Source organism: uncultured Limimaricola sp. (assembly GCF_964022235.1).
Lineage (GTDB): Bacteria > Pseudomonadota > Alphaproteobacteria > Rhodobacterales > Rhodobacteraceae > Limimaricola.
In genome coordinates this window covers 26,976-42,279 of record NZ_CAXHZL010000017.1, presented here as the reverse complement: position 1 = coordinate 42,279, position 15,304 = coordinate 26,976, and the positions used below count along the sequence as shown (strand labels likewise).

General features: G+C 63.2%; 14 protein-coding genes and 1 tRNA gene. 6 read left to right on the top strand and 9 right to left on the bottom strand.

Annotation, left to right across the window (positions count from 1 at the left end):
- Nucleotides 1-48 precede the first annotated feature (48 nt).
- From AADJ02_RS17150 to AADJ02_RS17125, 6 genes are all read left to right on the top strand, one after another.
- Nucleotides 49-795 (top strand): VTT domain-containing protein, encoded by a 747-nt coding sequence (locus AADJ02_RS17150; protein WP_341214227.1) that lies wholly within the window; start codon nucleotides 49-51, stop codon nucleotides 793-795.
- Complete coding sequence (locus tag AADJ02_RS17145) at nucleotides 792-2,210, top strand: FAD-dependent oxidoreductase (protein WP_341214226.1); 1,419 nt, start codon at nucleotides 792-794, stop codon at nucleotides 2,208-2,210. Before AADJ02_RS17150 ends, AADJ02_RS17145 begins: the two co-directional genes overlap by 4 nt.
- Before the next feature lie 34 nt (nucleotides 2,211-2,244).
- The gene (locus tag AADJ02_RS17140) at nucleotides 2,245-3,642 is read left to right on the top strand and encodes a HAMP domain-containing sensor histidine kinase (protein ID WP_341214225.1); all 1,398 of its coding nucleotides are present in this window, start codon (nucleotides 2,245-2,247) and stop codon (nucleotides 3,640-3,642) included.
- 126 nt (nucleotides 3,643-3,768) lie between these two features.
- A tRNA-Arg gene (locus AADJ02_RS17135) sits at nucleotides 3,769-3,845 on the top strand.
- Nucleotides 3,846-4,900: 1,055 nt separating this feature from the next.
- On the top strand, nucleotides 4,901-5,053 hold the full coding sequence (locus AADJ02_RS17130) for a DUF6471 domain-containing protein (RefSeq protein WP_341214224.1): 153 nt from the start codon (nucleotides 4,901-4,903) through the stop codon (nucleotides 5,051-5,053).
- Nucleotides 5,054-5,127: 74 nt separating this feature from the next.
- Complete coding sequence (locus AADJ02_RS17125) at nucleotides 5,128-5,889, top strand: hypothetical protein (protein WP_341214223.1); 762 nt, start codon at nucleotides 5,128-5,130, stop codon at nucleotides 5,887-5,889.
- A 1,075-nt stretch (nucleotides 5,890-6,964) separates the two neighbouring features.
- On the opposite strand, the gene AADJ02_RS17120 is transcribed toward AADJ02_RS17125, so the two are convergent.
- The 9 genes from AADJ02_RS17120 to AADJ02_RS17080 all read right to left on the bottom strand — a co-directional run bounded on the left by AADJ02_RS17120 (nucleotide 6,965) and on the right by AADJ02_RS17080 (nucleotide 15,028).
- Nucleotides 6,965-8,152: a GAF domain-containing protein gene (locus AADJ02_RS17120; RefSeq protein ID WP_341214222.1), complete on the bottom strand. Its 1,188-nt coding sequence runs from the start codon at nucleotides 8,150-8,152 to the stop codon at nucleotides 6,965-6,967.
- Nucleotides 8,153-8,998: 846 nt separating this feature from the next.
- Nucleotides 8,999-9,529 (bottom strand): HGGxSTG domain-containing protein, encoded by a 531-nt coding sequence (locus tag AADJ02_RS17115; RefSeq protein WP_341214221.1) that lies wholly within the window; start codon nucleotides 9,527-9,529, stop codon nucleotides 8,999-9,001.
- A gap of 8 nt (nucleotides 9,530-9,537) precedes the next feature.
- A complete protein-coding gene (locus tag AADJ02_RS17110) occupies nucleotides 9,538-9,963 on the bottom strand; it encodes a hypothetical protein (RefSeq protein WP_341214220.1) in 426 nt (141 codons plus the stop codon).
- Nucleotides 9,963-11,387, bottom strand: a complete 1,425-nt coding sequence (locus tag AADJ02_RS17105; RefSeq protein ID WP_341214219.1) for a DUF3631 domain-containing protein — start codon at nucleotides 11,385-11,387, stop codon at nucleotides 9,963-9,965. Before AADJ02_RS17105 ends, AADJ02_RS17110 begins: the two co-directional genes overlap by 1 nt.
- A 65-nt stretch (nucleotides 11,388-11,452) precedes the next feature.
- Complete coding sequence (locus AADJ02_RS17100) at nucleotides 11,453-12,337, bottom strand: toprim domain-containing protein (protein ID WP_341214218.1); 885 nt, start codon at nucleotides 12,335-12,337, stop codon at nucleotides 11,453-11,455.
- A gap of 94 nt (nucleotides 12,338-12,431) precedes the next feature.
- On the bottom strand, nucleotides 12,432-12,599 hold the full coding sequence (locus AADJ02_RS17095; protein ID WP_341214217.1) for a hypothetical protein: 168 nt from the start codon (nucleotides 12,597-12,599) through the stop codon (nucleotides 12,432-12,434).
- A gap of 227 nt (nucleotides 12,600-12,826) precedes the next feature.
- Nucleotides 12,827-13,009, bottom strand: coding sequence for an AlpA family phage regulatory protein (locus AADJ02_RS17090; protein ID WP_341214216.1), 183 nt, complete (start codon nucleotides 13,007-13,009; stop codon nucleotides 12,827-12,829).
- Between the two features lie 79 nt (nucleotides 13,010-13,088).
- Nucleotides 13,089-13,796: a hypothetical protein gene (locus AADJ02_RS17085; RefSeq protein ID WP_341214215.1), complete on the bottom strand. Its 708-nt coding sequence runs from the start codon at nucleotides 13,794-13,796 to the stop codon at nucleotides 13,089-13,091.
- A 20-nt stretch (nucleotides 13,797-13,816) separates the two neighbouring features.
- Nucleotides 13,817-15,028, bottom strand: coding sequence for an integrase arm-type DNA-binding domain-containing protein (locus AADJ02_RS17080; RefSeq protein WP_341214214.1), 1,212 nt, complete (start codon nucleotides 15,026-15,028; stop codon nucleotides 13,817-13,819).
- Nucleotides 15,029-15,304: the final 276 nt, after the last annotated feature.

Sequence of the window (15,304 nt, the reverse complement as noted above, 5' to 3'; positions counted from 1 at the left end):
TCTCGGCGCGGTGCATGTCTGGTGCAAATCTTGCCCGGAAGGTCTGACATGCACGACGACACCGATGAAACGTCATCTTCTGGAACACGAAGCTGGCTGCGCCACCTGCCATTGATCGCGATCGGCCTCGTGGCGCTGACGGGCGCGTTCTTCCTGGGCGACCTGCTCAGCTTCGAGACGCTGCGCGACAATCGTGAGGCGCTGATCGCATGGCGCGATGGCAATTACGCGCTCGCCGTGGCGGGCTTCATGGCCGCTTATATCGTCATCGTCGCCTTTTCGCTGCCCGGCGCCACGGTGGCGACTCTGACGGGCGGCTTTCTGTTCGGCACCTTTCCGGGCGTGGTGTTCAACGTGGTCGCGGCGACGATCGGCGCAGTGCTGATCTTTCTCGCCGCGCGCGCCGGGCTCGGGCGGCGGCTGTCGAAGGGCATGGACACCTCCGAGGGGCGTCTCAAGAAGATCAAGGACGGCATCCGCGAGAATCAGTGGTCGATGCTGTTCCTGCTGCGGCTGTTGCCAGTGGTACCGTTCTTCGTGGCCAACCTGCTGCCGGCTATGGTCGGGGTAGGATTCGGCGCCTTCGCCGTCACCACGCTTCTGGGCATCGCGCCTGGTGCACTGGTCTACACCTCGGTGGGCGCCGGGCTCGGCGCCGTCTTTGCGGCGGGCGAAACGCCTGATCTTGGCCTTATCTTCGAACCGTACATCCTTTTGCCTTTGCTCGGCCTCGCCGCGCTCTCGGCGCTTCCTCTTGTCATCAAGGCCGTGAAGGGCCGGAAAGGCCTCACATGAGCCATATCGACTGCGACATCTGCATCATCGGCGCCGGTTCGGGCGGGCTTTCGGTCGCGGCGGGGGCGGCACAGATGGGCGCGCGCGTCGTGCTGATCGAAAAGGGCGAGATGGGCGGCGATTGTCTCAACAGCGGCTGCGTGCCCTCCAAGGCGCTGCTCGCGGCGGCCAAGCAAGCGCATGCGATGACCAAGGGCGCCGAGATGGGCATCACGCCGGTCACGCCAGAGATCGATTTCGCTGCCGTGAAGGACCACGTCGCGCGCACCATCGCCACCATCGCACCCGTCGATTCGCAGGAGCGGTTCGAGGGGTTCGGCATCACGGTGATCCGCGAGCACGCGCGCTTCACCTCGCCAGACGAGATGCAGGCGGGCGACACCACGATCAAGGCGCGTCGCTTCGTGCTCGCCACCGGCTCGCGGCCACTGGTGCCGCCGATCGACGGCATCGAGAATACGCCCTACCTCACCAATGAGACGATCTTCGCCCTGCGCGAGCGGCCGCGCCACCTGCTAGTGATCGGCGGCGGCCCGATCGGCATCGAGATGGCGCAGGCGCACCGCAGGCTCGGCTGCGAGGTCACGGTGATTGAGGGCGCGAAGGCGCTGGGCAAGGATGACCCGGAACTGGCCGGGCACCTCCTGACCCGGTTGCGCGCCGAGGGCATCCGCATCGAGGAGGACGCCAAGGTCACCGCCGTTTCGGGCCGCGAGGGTGCGATCACCGTGCGGACTGAAAAGGGCGACTTCGAAGGCACTCACCTGCTCATGGCAGTGGGACGACAGGTGGTGACGGATGGCCTCGGTCTCGACGTGGCACACGTGAAACATGACCGGCGCGGCATCACCGTGGGCGAGGATCTGCGCTCGGAGACGAATCGCCGGGTCTATGCGGTGGGCGACGCGGCGGGCGGGCTGATGTTCACCCATGTCGCGGGCTACCACGCGGGTGTCATCATCCGCTCCATGCTGTTCAGCCTGCCGTCCAAAGCCAAAACCGCGCATATCCCGTGGGCCACATACACCGATCCCGGTCTCGCGCAGGTCGGGCTGACCGAGGCGCAGGCCCGCGAGAAGCACGGCGACGCGCTCAAGGTGATCCGCATGGAGTATGACGAAAACGATCGCGCCATCGCTGAGGGCCGCACGCTCGGCATGCTCAAGCTGATGGCTGTGAAGGGCCGCCCCGTGGGAGCCACGATTCTCGGGGCGAACGCCGACGACCTTATCGGCGTCTGGGCCATCGCCATATCCTCCGGGCTGAAACTGTCGAAGATCGCGGGCGCGGTGCTGCCCTATCCGAGCCTGGGCGAAATCAATAAGCGCGCGGCAGGCAACTATTTCAGCGCCAGCCTGTTTGATAACGAATGGGTGAAGACAGCCGTCCGTGCGGTCCAACGCTGGATTCCCTGAGGGTCCGGCCGCCCGGCGGCGCAAAAGGGACCAGATGTTCAATACCCTCTCAGGACGCTTTCTTGCCCTGACCACGGTCTTCGTGATGCTGGCCGAGGTGCTGATCTTCGTGCCCTCGGTGGCACGGTTTCGTCAGGACTATCTGCAACTGCGGCTCGAACGGGCGCAGATCGCCTCGCTGGTGCTCTTGGCCACCGAGACGCTCGATGCCGAGCTCGAAGCCGAGCTTCTGGAGAACGCTGGCGTCTACAACGTCGTGCTTCGTCGCGACGAGGTGCGCCAGCTCGCGCTGTCGTCGCCGCTGCCCGAGCCGATCCATGCGACCTACGATTTGCGCGATGTGCCGGCGTTGACGCTGATCCGCGACGCGCTGGGCACCCTGCTCGACACGGATGAGCGGATCATTCGCGTGATCGGCGATCCGGTGCAGCAGGGCGGGCTGTTGATCGAGGTGACCATGGATGAGGCGCCGCTGCGCGCCGAGATGCTCGACTACGGTCTGCGCATTCTGATTCTTTCAGCGGTAATCTCCGTGGTGACGGCGGCGCTGCTTTTCGCGGCTGTCCAAGCCTTCCTCGTGATCCCGATCAAGCGGGTGGTGGCGCAAATCCAGAGCTATGCCGACGCGCCGGAAGATGCGCGCCGCATCATCTCGCCCCGCGCCAGCCTGCGCGAGCTTCGCGAGGCCGAGACGGCGCTGCAGGCGATGGAAACCCAACTCACCTCAGCGCTGCGCCAGAAGGACCGTCTAGCCCAGCTTGGCGGTGCGGTCGCCAAGGTCAGCCATGATCTGCGCAACATCCTCACGGCAGCCCAGCTCTTCGCCGACCGGCTGGAGGGCTCCGAAGACCCGCTGGTCAAGCGCATGGCACCCAAGCTCGTGGGCTCGATCACCCGCGCGGTGAACCTGTGCGAATCGACACTGGCCTTTGGTCGCGCCGAAGAGCCGCCGCCGCAGCTCGCTCGGTTCGAGCTGGCGCCTCTCGTGGCCGAGGCGATCGAGAACGAGCGGCTGGCGACAGGGGAGGGCGAAATCGACCTCGTGGAGAAGATTCCCGCGGGATTTGTGCTGCGCGCCGATTCCGAACAGCTCTTCAGGGTTCTGTCGAACCTCCTGCGCAACGCGCGGCAGGCGATCGCGGCGACTGGTAAGCCGGGGCGTGTCACCTTGTCGGCCCGCGAAGAGGATGACGCATGGTGGATCTTCGTGACGGACACCGGTCCCGGCCTGCCGCCACGGGCGCGCGAACACCTGTTTCGCGCGTTTCGCGGCGGTGTGGCCAAGGGGGGCTCGGGTCTGGGCCTTGCCATCGCCGCCGAGCTGGTGCGCGGCCATGGCGGTCGGCTTGAGCTGACCCGATCGGACGAGACCGGCACGGAGTTCGCGATCTGCCTGCCACGCAGCGCCCCCCGGCCTATCACTGCCGCCTGATACCCTCGGGCATGCGATCTCGCCTGCCGCCACGGCAGGCGAGATCGCATGCGAAATCCGGAAGTTTCCGAAAAACGGCCCTTGCATGTCCCGGCACCGGACGGTAGATCGGCCTCACTCTACAGCGGACTGGTAGCTCAGTTGGATAGAGTACTTGACTACGAATCAAGGGGTCGGGGGTTCGAATCCTCCCCAGTCCGCCACTTCATCTCAAATACTCAAAGTAAATCAGCCGCTTGCGGCTGATGCTTTGCGTCCAGTCCCACGTTTTTTCCCACTTTCGAATAGGGAATACCCCGGAACGTGCTGGAGCTATTTGGATGTGATGGCGGAGTTTTTTCGAGTAGTAGGCACCCAACATCTGCCCCTAGCCCACTCAAAAATAGGTCTGAGCCGAAAGCTGGGTCCGGACCCTGCCTGACAAGTGCCCGTGAGACCTAATGGTCTGAGGATGGGGGCGCCGGGGCGTGGAGCTTGGCGACACGGTGAGGGTGCCGCAAGATCGTCGCGTAGTTGCTCTCTTATTTCCCCCGACGCTCTGCCAGCGTCGCCGCCAGCATGGGGGCAAGTATGGCGAGAATGTGGCAATTTTATGAGGCTGAGTACCCACCGAGGTAACCGTTGTCCTGCCAACTATTTCAGTGCCGACGTTGCCCCCTCATTACGCTTGCAAACTATGTCGCCTTCGTGCCGCTGCGCCACCGCGCCGCATGACGTCAGACCTAACGGTCCTTATATGAAGGGGATGGTGAAAGACCGAGGCGTGCAATGCCTCGGTCCCACTCGCAAAGCGCACGCGCAGGGCCGCATTGGGGAACGGATGCAGGCGCGGGACTGGTTAAGGTGAGTTAACTCAACCGGTCCCTCCGCGTTCCCTTGATAGCAAAAAGCCCGGCGCTGGGCGGGGCTCCTCTCGGCTCAATAATCCCAACATTTCTCACCCTGCAGCCGAGCACGTCTCCGCCTCAATCAGATCCATCACGGCCCCGATAATGTCGCAGTCCTCGGGGTGTGGTCCTTGACGGCCCCGGCCTTCATAGCAAACCGTAGCAGCGCTGCAGCACCTGCGAGGGACTGGTTCCGCATGGCTCGGAGCGTGGCCCTGAGGCTCAGCAGGTGCTCCGCTTCCACCCCGACTGCGAAGCCCTGACAGCGCGCCGCCGTTCACCTCGGTCGCGACGGCCCGCCATTCTTTGACCGTGCTGGGCAGTGGGTCGGAGGCCTCGGGCAAAAAAGGCAACGTAATGCTGGGAAGGGCGTGACATATGCTCAGCTAGTTGAAAAGCTTGCTGATATCGAAATCAGCGAAAAGGAAGTGAACGTCAGGAACAAGCTCTCACGGGGCAAGTTCTCTGCTGCGTTCCTGTTGCAATGCCTGACAGCTATTGGAGAGGACCACTTGCGTTTGTAGCCCTAGGCATACTCATTGCTTCTGTAGCGGGACTATTTCTGCACGATTTCAGTCGCACCTCCCTAGAGCAAAGATTGCGCTATGTTGAGGCATCCAACCGCTATCAGGCCCAAGCCAAGCAGCGGGTAGATAGGGAGTGCCGGGACAGCCTTACCCCTGACGGGATGAGAGGCTGCATCCTTGAGATACTTGAATCCACCGAGGATCAGAAGAGATCCGAGCGCGATCTTGATGCCCAAGAAGCCATGTCCAGGTTCACCCGCCTTATGGTCTTTACCGGCCTGCTCAGCCTAATCCTCGGAATCTGCTCCATCTACCTCATCTGGGCAACCCTTAAGGCCACTCAGACCATGGCTGAAGACACGCGTGGTATCGGGAGAGCGCAAGCTCGGGCCTATCTTGCTATCGATGAGATGCGAGTCCGCCTCATCGATGGCCCTACCGATGAGGGGACGTACGAGTTCGCGATCTTCACGAGGGTCAAGAACTCTGGGCAATCTCCCGCCATAAGCGTTAGCGTCAAGGCGGCAGGGAATGCTGGGAAACTGAGCGATGTTAGTTCTCTCAATATCGGTGATGTTGGTTCGGGCGTAAAGGAGTGCGCTATTCACACGCACACTGAGCATGTCACGTCCCGATACGTGCAATCTGACCGTAGTATCGCTGGACTGTACGTCAGTGTTGAGGCTCAGTACCTTGATGTTTTCGGGGCACCCGACACCATTAGCGGGAAATTCTTCGCAGACTGCCCGCTTGATGTCGGACAGGAGGTTGCAATGAGACGAAGCAATACGAGAACTTACACCATCATTTCCCGCCCAATAGACGAGGCCTAGGGCCAAGGCCTTAATCATGCCGTCATCCCTGTGCGCACTTGGTGCGTTTGCTACCTAACACCGGGTAGGCGCAGTAAGGTCGCGCTGGGCAGAGTGCGCATCGGCCCAAGCCACGCACAGGCAGCGGGCCATCATGAAGCGGATGAAGCGATTGAACTGCATGTGTTGGCGCATCTTTGTCCAAGCGCGCCGCATGATGGTCGAAAGAATGAAGGGGGCACTCGAAACTCAGGCCGTCCAGTTTCTTAACGACGGCGCGGTCTTAGTCAGGCCGGGAGCCGCCATGAAGCATCAAAGATGCCGAGGGCTGAAGCCGAACTTTGGTTAATCTTAGGGTGTTAGCCAATGCGACAGCCTCGGCTGCGCTGGGCGGACAAAGAGGGTTTAAACGGCCACGATGCCCCGACTTCGGTCAGGGCTTTCCTCATTTGCAGATCAGGAAACGGCAGGCCGTTCGGGCGGGAAACGGACGCTTACCTATGTAGTCGGGGCTGAAAAGCAGGAAATTTAGTCGTAAGGAACACTGTTCACCTCAAGGAAACATGTCTCCTACTACGGAAGAACCCTTGACCATGCCCAACGTCTCGGGCGGTCTCAATGCCCCTGATCCGAGAAGGAGCGGTCCGCGGTGCAGGGTTGTACTTGCTCCCACGGAGGCCTCGGAGCGAGGTTGGTCTTAGGCTTAACATGACCCGCCGCCGTTCCATCCTACAAATTTAGGCCCGAAGAATTGAATCCAATCAGCACCACAGCCCCCATGCCAGCGACAAAGAAGATGTAAGAAAGAATGCGCAGGCCCGTCATGAGTAAGCTACTGTCAGTACGCCTAATGGCTGCCAGTGACAGCGTTGATCGAGATGAAACTCCGTTGAAAGGAGACACCACAGGCTAACCGATTTGTGCCTTTTATGCCTCCCCGCGATGGGCGGTCTGGATGTCAGGTTTTGACAGATTCGGGCAGAGTGGATGGCAGACGGTGCTAAAATTAAGAAATTGTCTCCATCTCGCACGGATGGGAAAATCACGACCGATACCGGTCCCGCTGTATGAGCTTCAGACTTTCGACCCCCGCCCCTCAAGCGTCGGGCACTGTTACGGTGATGACCAGCCCGCTCCCCTGCCATTCGCGTCGCACCTCTGCCCCCAACTGGGTCGCCATGGCCGCGATGAGCCGGCTTCCGAACCCGGCTTCGGTTAGCGCCGGGTCCGCGTCAGGCTTCAGGGGTGCCACCTCCCGCCAGCGCATGATGATTTCGGAACCCCGACTCGACCAATCGACCTGAACGTATCCGCCCTCGTGAGCCAGCGAGCCATACTTCGCCGCGTTCGTGGCGAACTCGTGCAGCATGATGCCTAGGGGAGTAGTGGCGCCGGCCGGCAGTTGCACATCCTGGGCGACGATGTCGACGGATCCGAGATACGGCGCCAGTATCTCCCGGGTCAGCGCTTCCGGATCGGACAGGTTGTTGCCGGAATTGGCCATGCCGATGCTGATACTGCTGGCGCGGGACAGCGCATTGATGCGCTGGCGGATCAAGTCGACCGGATCGCCCCCTTCCCGCTCCGCGTCGCGGCTGGAAAGGTTGATTAGGGCGCCAACCACCGCGAACAGGTTTTTCACCCGGTGATGCTGCTCCTCGATCAAAAGCGCCGCCCCCTCGCGCGCAGCGTCCAGTTCCTCCTCAATCCGGTGCCGATCAATCGCCGCACTGACGATGTTAGCCACGCCTTGCAGGAACGCGGTGTCCTCAAGCGTGAACCGTCCTTCGTCCGGGCTATCCACCTCGAGAACCCCGAATGGCTTATGGCAGTCTTGGATCGGCACGTTAAGCGCCCGCTTGACCCCATGGTCGGCCAGCAGGCGCGGCGTACGGAAGCGGCTCTCCGAGGTCAGGTGGTTCGAGATAACAGGCTGCCCGGTCTGAAAGGAATAGCCGGCCGCGCTCTCCATATCGATTCCGAGCGTCGCATGATTCACCTCACCAGCACGCCAGCCAATACCGGCCACCATCAACATGTCGTGCTCTTCGGGACGGTAGCGGAGCAGCTTGCAAAACCGGGCCTGCATGCCACTGGCGGCTAAGCGGGTCGCCTCCTGCAGAATGTCGTCTAAGGTGTGAGCTCGCAGGCTGAATAGCCCGAACTCTGAAACCAACTCCTGCTGCCGCAGGCGGTAGGCCAGCGTCTCATCAAGGGTCCGTTCCGAATTATGCCCCTCGGGGGGGTCAGAGATGGCATGCAGTCCGAGAAGGCGGGTCACCATGGGCAGGTCCACTACAACGGGCAATGCAACGGGAGCCTTGCCGGATTATCGGTTGACGATTCGGGGGTTCACGCTAGTGCGATCGCGTCGTGGTGCCTACAACCTATCATTGCGACGCCGCGTCACTTAGCGAAGCCGCACTGTCCGCTAGTACATTGGATCGGCTAAAATCCCTGTTTTGTGGATGCGCGCGCTGGCCTCCCACCGCCGGCCCCAAAGGAAAGGAGACTAGTCTTTCGAACCGTCCTCCTACCTAGCCATGCCTAATAGAAATGCGCTGTGCGGGATGGCGCTATGACGGGCGAGTCCCTTCTAACCTGCACTTCATAGACCATGCCCTCAATTTGCATTTCGACCATTTCGAATGCCCCGGAGGACGAGGCTGCACCAGTGCCAGCGCCAGCGTGAGAGACGAGGCCGAACTCGCCTACAGCTCCCGCGATAAGTGCGGCGCCAAGGGTTAGACCGAAGTGCTTCTTGCGCATGATGGACATTCTGCCTGCCTCCAATGTCAGCGTTTCTTCACTCGAATTGATTAATGCAGGCGGCAGAAATGTGGCGCTCGATCTTGGACGTTACGTCTTGGCCCTTTGGGACGTCACGTCCTACCCGCCATCAGCAGATCCACTACCACTTCGCCATACTCCGCACCCATCTCCTCGGCTTCGATGATGATCGCCTCATAGGATGGCCCCGGTTACATGCAGATGCGCCCGCCGTCCGCCTCGACGCTCTCCACGAAGAACCGCCATTCCCCGATGGTGTCGAACACCGGGCGGGCGCCACGCGCATTGCATTAGCTTTTGGCGGTCATGATGCCGCCCGTTATCTCGACGTAGGGTCCGGTCATTCCGGCAGCTCCTCTTGGCTGTGTGTCTGTCTCCCGGCTCGATACGCTGCCCAGCGCCGCCGCTGCGCCTCGGCTATCCTCGCGCGCCCCTCGGCTGTCTTGGGGCCGGTGCTGCGGCCCCCGTGGAACTTGCACCGCTTGCGGCTGGGTTCAGACTTGAGGCGGCAGGGCAGGCCCTTCCGGGTTATGGCACCGCAGGGCACCCGCAGCCGGGCGAGGCGCTGGGCTTCGCGCTTCTCGGCAGCGGCACGGGCCTGCTCTATCATCCGCCGTTCCATCGCGGCCCATGCCGGTAAGACCCCATCCCCCCGCGCGCGCATTAGTGGTTGGAAAACCGGCAGGATGCGGATGCCCAGCACCTTGAACATGCGCTGACAGGCCCAGCCGTTGCGGCACAGGGCGGGCTTGGCCTCCCAGTATCCGACAGCCCCTCGCCCTATGCCTGCCGCCTTCGCCAGCTGCACCTGAGACAGCCCGGCCGCCTTGCGCTTTGCCAGCAGCTCGGCCCCGGTCACGCGGGGGAACACCGGCCCGCTCATGCCGCGCCCCCGCCCTCGGGCCATTCCCATGAAGCCGTGCGGCCATCCCAGTGCCGCCCGTTCGGCCCGTGCCGGTCCCATGCGCTCAGCTTGCGCCATGCGTCGAGGGAGACGACGCGGCCCGTCCAAGTGCGCACCCGCCCAGCGCGGGTGGGGTCGGGCAGGGGGGCAGGTTCGGGCGCGGCTTTGCGCGACACCGGAAGGGGCACCACCGCCGCCGCCAGGGTCATCGCTGGTCTCTGTGCGGGGATGGTCTCGGTTCGGGCGAGGTAGTCGCGAACGCGCGGCTTCTCCGCTCGGATGCACTCGATAACCTCGGGCGTCACCCGGCCCCCGGAGTTGCGCCACAAGATGCGGTCGCCCTCTACCGCGAACTCGACACCGGCCCGCATGAGGGACTGCACGGTCTCTATCGCGCCCATTAGATGCCCCCTTCCCAACCGTCACCGTGGCACTTGTTTCCGTCACCCTCAGAAAATCCGTCACAAGCGTCACATCCGTCATGACCATTGTTTTCATTTGGTTTTCCAGTGACGCTTGCAAATAGCGTGACACTTGTGACGCTTGTGACGCTTTTTTCGGGGGTGTCGGAGAGATACCTCTTGAAGGCATCCGAGAAGTCGTGCGCGTGGTAGAATCGCAGGTTCCTGTCTCGGCTTGGGACGACGCCGAACGGCTTCAACAGCTTCGCGATACCCCGGGTCGAGATGGGGCGGCCGCCGCGCCATTCGGCCCATGGGCTTTCTTCAAGCGCGCACAGCGCCTCGCACAGATCGGTGCTGCCGATGCGGTCGCCGCGCCGGGCCGCCAGCACCTGTGCCACATCGCGCAGCAGCAGGACGCCAGCGGATTGCGGTTCGTCGTCGGCTTGTCCCGCGCAACCAATGAGCGCCGCTCGGATGGTCTCGGGCCAGTGGGCCCCGGCCGCATCGGCAATGGCGCAGATATGGCGAGCGTTGTCCTGCGCGCGGTCGTTCAAGGCGCTGGGCACCTCTGGCTCGGCATGGCGCAGGGTGATGGCGTTGTCCGCCGTCCAGCGCGCCGCCATCCGGCGCAGCGGCAGGAAGGCGTTCACCCGGTCGGCGCGGAATCTCTCGACGGTCTCGCCTAGCTGTTTCCGGCGCAGGCGCACCACAAGCGCGCGGTCCTCCAAGGTATCGGGCAGCTTCCCTATCATGGCGATGCACTTCGGAGACCAGACGTTGAACTGCCGGGGCTCGTGGTCGTCCCCGACGCTGCGCCAGACGAAGGCGGAGAGCCGGTTGTGTCCGCCGTTCAGGATGCCACGCAACTCGTCATTGTTCGCAAGGTAAGTGTCACCCTCGTCTATCAGTACGGTCGGGGTGTAGCGCTCGACCACGCGAAACAGCACGGCGGTCGAGATGTTGACGTTGTGCATGGCCTTGGGGGTCAGTGCCCCCATGACCGAAAGCGCGGTGGTTTTGCCGCAACGCTTCTCGGGCGAGACGAAGGCCAGCACCGGGGAAATGTCGGCGGTGTCATGCGACCATGCGTGAAGCGCCCAAGCGGCCATGAGCGGCGCGCTGTGCTCGGGTAGGATACAGAAGCGCAGGATGGCGGTTTGCAGGTCGTCCAGCAGCGCGGCCCCGCTCACTGGATCGGGCCACGCCTCTACATCCGCGAAAGGGGCGGCCTCCTCCTCGACCGGCCGGGGGCGCTGTGCGCTGACCATCTTGTCGAGAAACGATACGCGCAGGCCCAGCGCCTTCGCCTCGGTCTCGCGGGCCTGCTCATATTTGAGTGCCGGGAGTTTCGCCAACTCGGCAATGCGGGCCTCCGCCTGGGCATCGTCCGGGGTGTCAGTCTGTGCAGCGTCGAACGGCACCTCCTCGGGGTGCAGTGCGTCGTCCGGGGTGATGTCGTCCGGTCTGACAGCGGGTTGGGCATGGGTCATTCAGGTGCCCCTTTCCTAGTGAGAACATCGTTCCAATCGCGCCGTTCGGGCGCGGGCAGCAGGCTGACGGTCCAGCCCAGCGCGGCGGCGCGGGTGGCAAGCGCATGGCCCGCCTCGCGCCCGGCGGGGTCGCCATCCGTCGCCACGGTCAGGCGGCCGGGGCAGGGCGGCAGGGCGAGCGTCTGCATCCCCGAGGTGCTGAGCGCCGCCCAGATCGTCGCCGGGGTGCGCAGCAGGCCGCTGGCGAGGCTGAGGCCGGTCTCGATGCCCTCGCACGCCACCAGAGGGCCGATGCCGTGGGTTAGCCGCACAGCGCCGCCCTTCACCTGTCCCAGCATGGCCTTGGCGGGTTCGGCTGCCGCCTTGCCGGTGCCATCGGGGCGCAGGTAGGTGCGATGCACCGCGAAGCGTTCGGCCCCCTCGACCAGCGCGACCAGGGCGGGCAGGCGCTGGGCGCTGGGGTGCCACGCGGCGGGGTGAAAGCGCAGCGTGTCGGGCAGGGGGCAGGTGATGTCCCGGCCGCGCAGGTAGGCGGCCGCCGGGGTGCCCTCGATCGGTCGCGCCTCCTCCCATGCGGTGCGGGCCTGCCGCGCCCGCTTCTCGGCCTCCCGCCTCTCTTCTGCCTCGCGCTGAGCGAGCCGGGCCGGGTCGAGCCTAGGCACCCGGCCGGCGCCCTCGACCAGCCCGAGCCCGCGCAGGGCGTTGAGAATGGCGAGGAAGTCGCAGCCGGTGTGGCAGCGCAGCAGGAGCCGCCCATCGGGCGCGTTGCTAAGGCTCAGGCTCGGGGTGCGGTCGCCATGCGCCGGGCAGCAGGCTGTGCCGTAGCGGCCGTGCCAGCGGCCCTTGAGCGCCGCCGTGAGGGTCTGGGCATCCCTGATCATACGCGGCCCTCCCCATAGGCGAGAGCGGCCACCAACGCGGCTTGCGCGGGTGTGAGGCCATAGAGTCGGCGCAGGCGGGCGATGCGCAGCGCGGTCATGCCTCGCCCTCCTCGGCCAGCGCTTGGGCGGAAGGCGGGAAGCGCAGTGCCGCGCGGTCGAAGCCGGGGCGCAGGCGATAATAGGCCGTGTTATCGGGGCCGCGCGGCTCCGAGAGGATGGGCCAGCCGTATTCGGCCTTGAGCCGGTGGCAGATGGCGGCCAAGCGCCAGCCTTTCTCCTCACGGATTTCGGTCCTGTGGGAGATGATGCGTCCCGCTAGGAGTGCGCGACAGCACCAATAGATTTGCATTGGTCTGGAAAACCAGCGGTCAGATTTAAACATGGGGAGTTGCCCTTCGGCTTGAAATGGCCGGGGGGAACGGGCTATCTATCAGGTGTGAGCCGTGAGAGACATGCGCCGCCGCCCGGTTCCTCGGGTGGCGGTTTTTGTTAGGCAGCAGAGCGGCGGCTGTTCAGCCATTTGGAAATGGCACTCTCAGGCCATGCGACGGCTTTTGCGGTCAGGTGGACCGGCTTAGGGAACTCGCCGCGCGCCATCATCGCGTAAATGGAGCTGCGGCTGAGCCCGGTGATTTCCTCGACAGCGCGGCGGCGAAGGTGCTTCTCGATCATGGTAGATTCCTCAGGCATGTTCTGGACATGCTGGGAATATGCTGAAGCTCAGTTGTGTCTGTGGCCTATGGTGACACAACTATTTCGAATTATGCCTGTACCAAAGTGTGCGGTTTGCTTCAGGAGAAGCGCCAATCCCTCGATCAGCCACTACCCGCGCTGCCCATCTAACGCTGCTTTTTGACTTTTTCCGAAGCAATGTTCTCATAGCTATGAGGACAGACTGCCGTTTCCTCTTGTTCTCTTCCATACGTGCCCATGCAGCATTGCTCGCTCCTCGCCGTACTTTCACTCCGGTGCGCAGTGTAGGGAGGTGCAGTTGATGTTGCGCGGCTCGTGCGGTCAGTTCTCCCAGCTCGATCGCCCCCAAGAGGACCGCATCTGGTGTGGGCGCAGCCAAGATGCCCTGCAGGACTTTGACCTCATTTATCAGCCAATACTCAACCGAAAGGAGATCTATTCTTCTGTGAATGTAATCTAAGCCACGCTCGATCCGTACAGAGTGCGGGCGGAAGATTTCTGCTCGAGCATCCGCTCCCTCGGCAAGCAGAAACTCTTCAACTTCTGCTGAAACCGGCGACCAGTTTTCGTCGTCATCAATGAATACCCTTCCGCTGAAGGGGGGCCAGTCACTGTCTAAGAAGTCTTGCTCAATCGATTTTATCCGCCAGCGCCAAGCGGTTCTCATTGGAATGATGGGGTCAGGAAACATTTCATCGGGGAATGGAGTCTCGTACTGTTGCACAATAAACATTTCGTCCTGCAACGTTTTTAAAAGCTTGTCCAAGGTGTCACCTTTATTGTTCATCAGCCAATTTTCACCACTCGGCCGGGTTGCTCGCCTACAAAGGCTGCCCAAGCGTTCATCAGTTTCCGTCGCTTGGCGAACAGGTCGGATCGTGCATAGGCGGCCTCGGCCTTATCCTTAATGCTGTGGGCCAGAGCTGCCTCGGACACCTCGCGGGGCGTTGACGTGCGCTCCTGCGCCCATGTCTTGAAGGTCGTGCGGAAGCCGTGGACGTGGACGGCATGGCCCATGCCCTTCACCAGCTTAGTGAGCGTCATGTCCGACAGCGGGCGGCCGTGGCGGGCACCGGGGAACACCAGCGCGCTTCCGTCACTCAGCGCCTCGGCCTCGCGCAGTATCTCGACGGTACGAGGTGAAAGCGGCACCCGGTGCGCCTTCTTCGCCTTCATGCGCTCGGCCGGGATGGTCCATTCCGCGCGCTCAAGGTCGAATTCCGACCATTTCGCAAGACGCGTCTCTCCCGAACGTGTTGCGGTCAGTATCAGGAACTCCAGCGCAAGCTTCGTATGTGGGGCAGCGCCGGTCATGCCCAGCGCGATGACGAAGGCTGCTAGCTCGTCATAGGGCAGGGACTCGCGATGCTTCTGTACCCGTGCCTGACGCGGCAGTGCCTGGGCGATGTCCGAGGCCGGGTTGTCCTGTCGCCAGCCCTGCGCCACCGCCCATTTCATCACGGTGCCGATGCGCTGGCGCACCCGGCGCGCGGTCTCGGGCACTTTCAGCCATATCGGGTCCAGCACGGCCAGCACGTCCGCGGTGTCCACCTCGGCCACCTTCAGCGCGCCGATACGGGGGAAAACGTAGGTTTCTAAGGTCGCAAGGAACTGTGCCGCGTGTTTCTTGTTGCGCCAGCTGGGCTCGTGGATGGCATGGACCTTCCGAGCCGCCTCCTCGAAGGTGAGCGCCGCTTGGGCTTCGCGTTTAACCCTGAGCGGGTCGCCGCCCTCGCGGGCCAGCTTGCGGTTCGCCAGCGCCTTCTCGCGGGCTTCGGCCAGCGGCACCAGCGATACCGCCCCGAGTCCGAGGTCCGAGCGTTTGCCGCGAATGGCGATGCGCTGCACCCACCGCTTGGCGCCGCTCGGGTCCACATGCAGATAGAGCCCGTGCCCGTCCGCGTATCGGCCCGGCTCCTTCACCTGCCGCACGAAGGCGGCCGAAAGGGCCTTCTCCGGCCACTTCCCGCGCCGCACCGCCGTCCGCTCCTCCGCCATGAGCCCTCCGAACCGGCCCCACGGGCCATCCCACGTTACAGGCTGGAATATGTGGGACGACGCTAGAACGTGCAAGACACATAATGCAGCTAAGCCATTGCGCTAAAACACGTAATAGAACGTCCTGGAACAGGGTGAGGCAGATCCCCAGTCCGCCACTTCCTCCGAAGATCGAGGTTATCGCCGAAACCGGGCGCGTCGAACGACGCAGCACCCGGATTTTTGGCGTTTGCGTCCTGTTCCTGTATTCATTTCGTGTCCCGGTGACTCGCAATT

Excerpts from the sequence above, each read along its gene's own strand:
- AADJ02_RS17150 (WP_341214227.1), top strand. The coding sequence starts at position 49 with ATGCACGACGACACCGATGAAACGTCATCTTCTGGAACACGAAGCTGG.
- AADJ02_RS17145 (WP_341214226.1), top strand. The coding sequence starts at position 792 with ATGAGCCATATCGACTGCGACATCTGCATCATCGGCGCCGGTTCGGGC.
- AADJ02_RS17140 (WP_341214225.1), top strand. The coding sequence starts at position 2,245 with ATGTTCAATACCCTCTCAGGACGCTTTCTTGCCCTGACCACGGTCTTC.
- AADJ02_RS17120 (WP_341214222.1), bottom strand. The coding sequence starts at position 8,152 with ATGGTGACCCGCCTTCTCGGACTGCATGCCATCTCTGACCCCCCCGAG.
- AADJ02_RS17110 (WP_341214220.1), bottom strand. The coding sequence starts at position 9,963 with ATGGGCGCGATAGAGACCGTGCAGTCCCTCATGCGGGCCGGTGTCGAG.
- AADJ02_RS17100 (WP_341214218.1), bottom strand. The coding sequence starts at position 12,337 with ATGATCAGGGATGCCCAGACCCTCACGGCGGCGCTCAAGGGCCGCTGG.
- AADJ02_RS17090 (WP_341214216.1), bottom strand. The coding sequence starts at position 13,009 with ATGATCGAGAAGCACCTTCGCCGCCGCGCTGTCGAGGAAATCACCGGG.
- AADJ02_RS17080 (WP_341214214.1), bottom strand. The coding sequence starts at position 15,028 with ATGGCGGAGGAGCGGACGGCGGTGCGGCGCGGGAAGTGGCCGGAGAAG.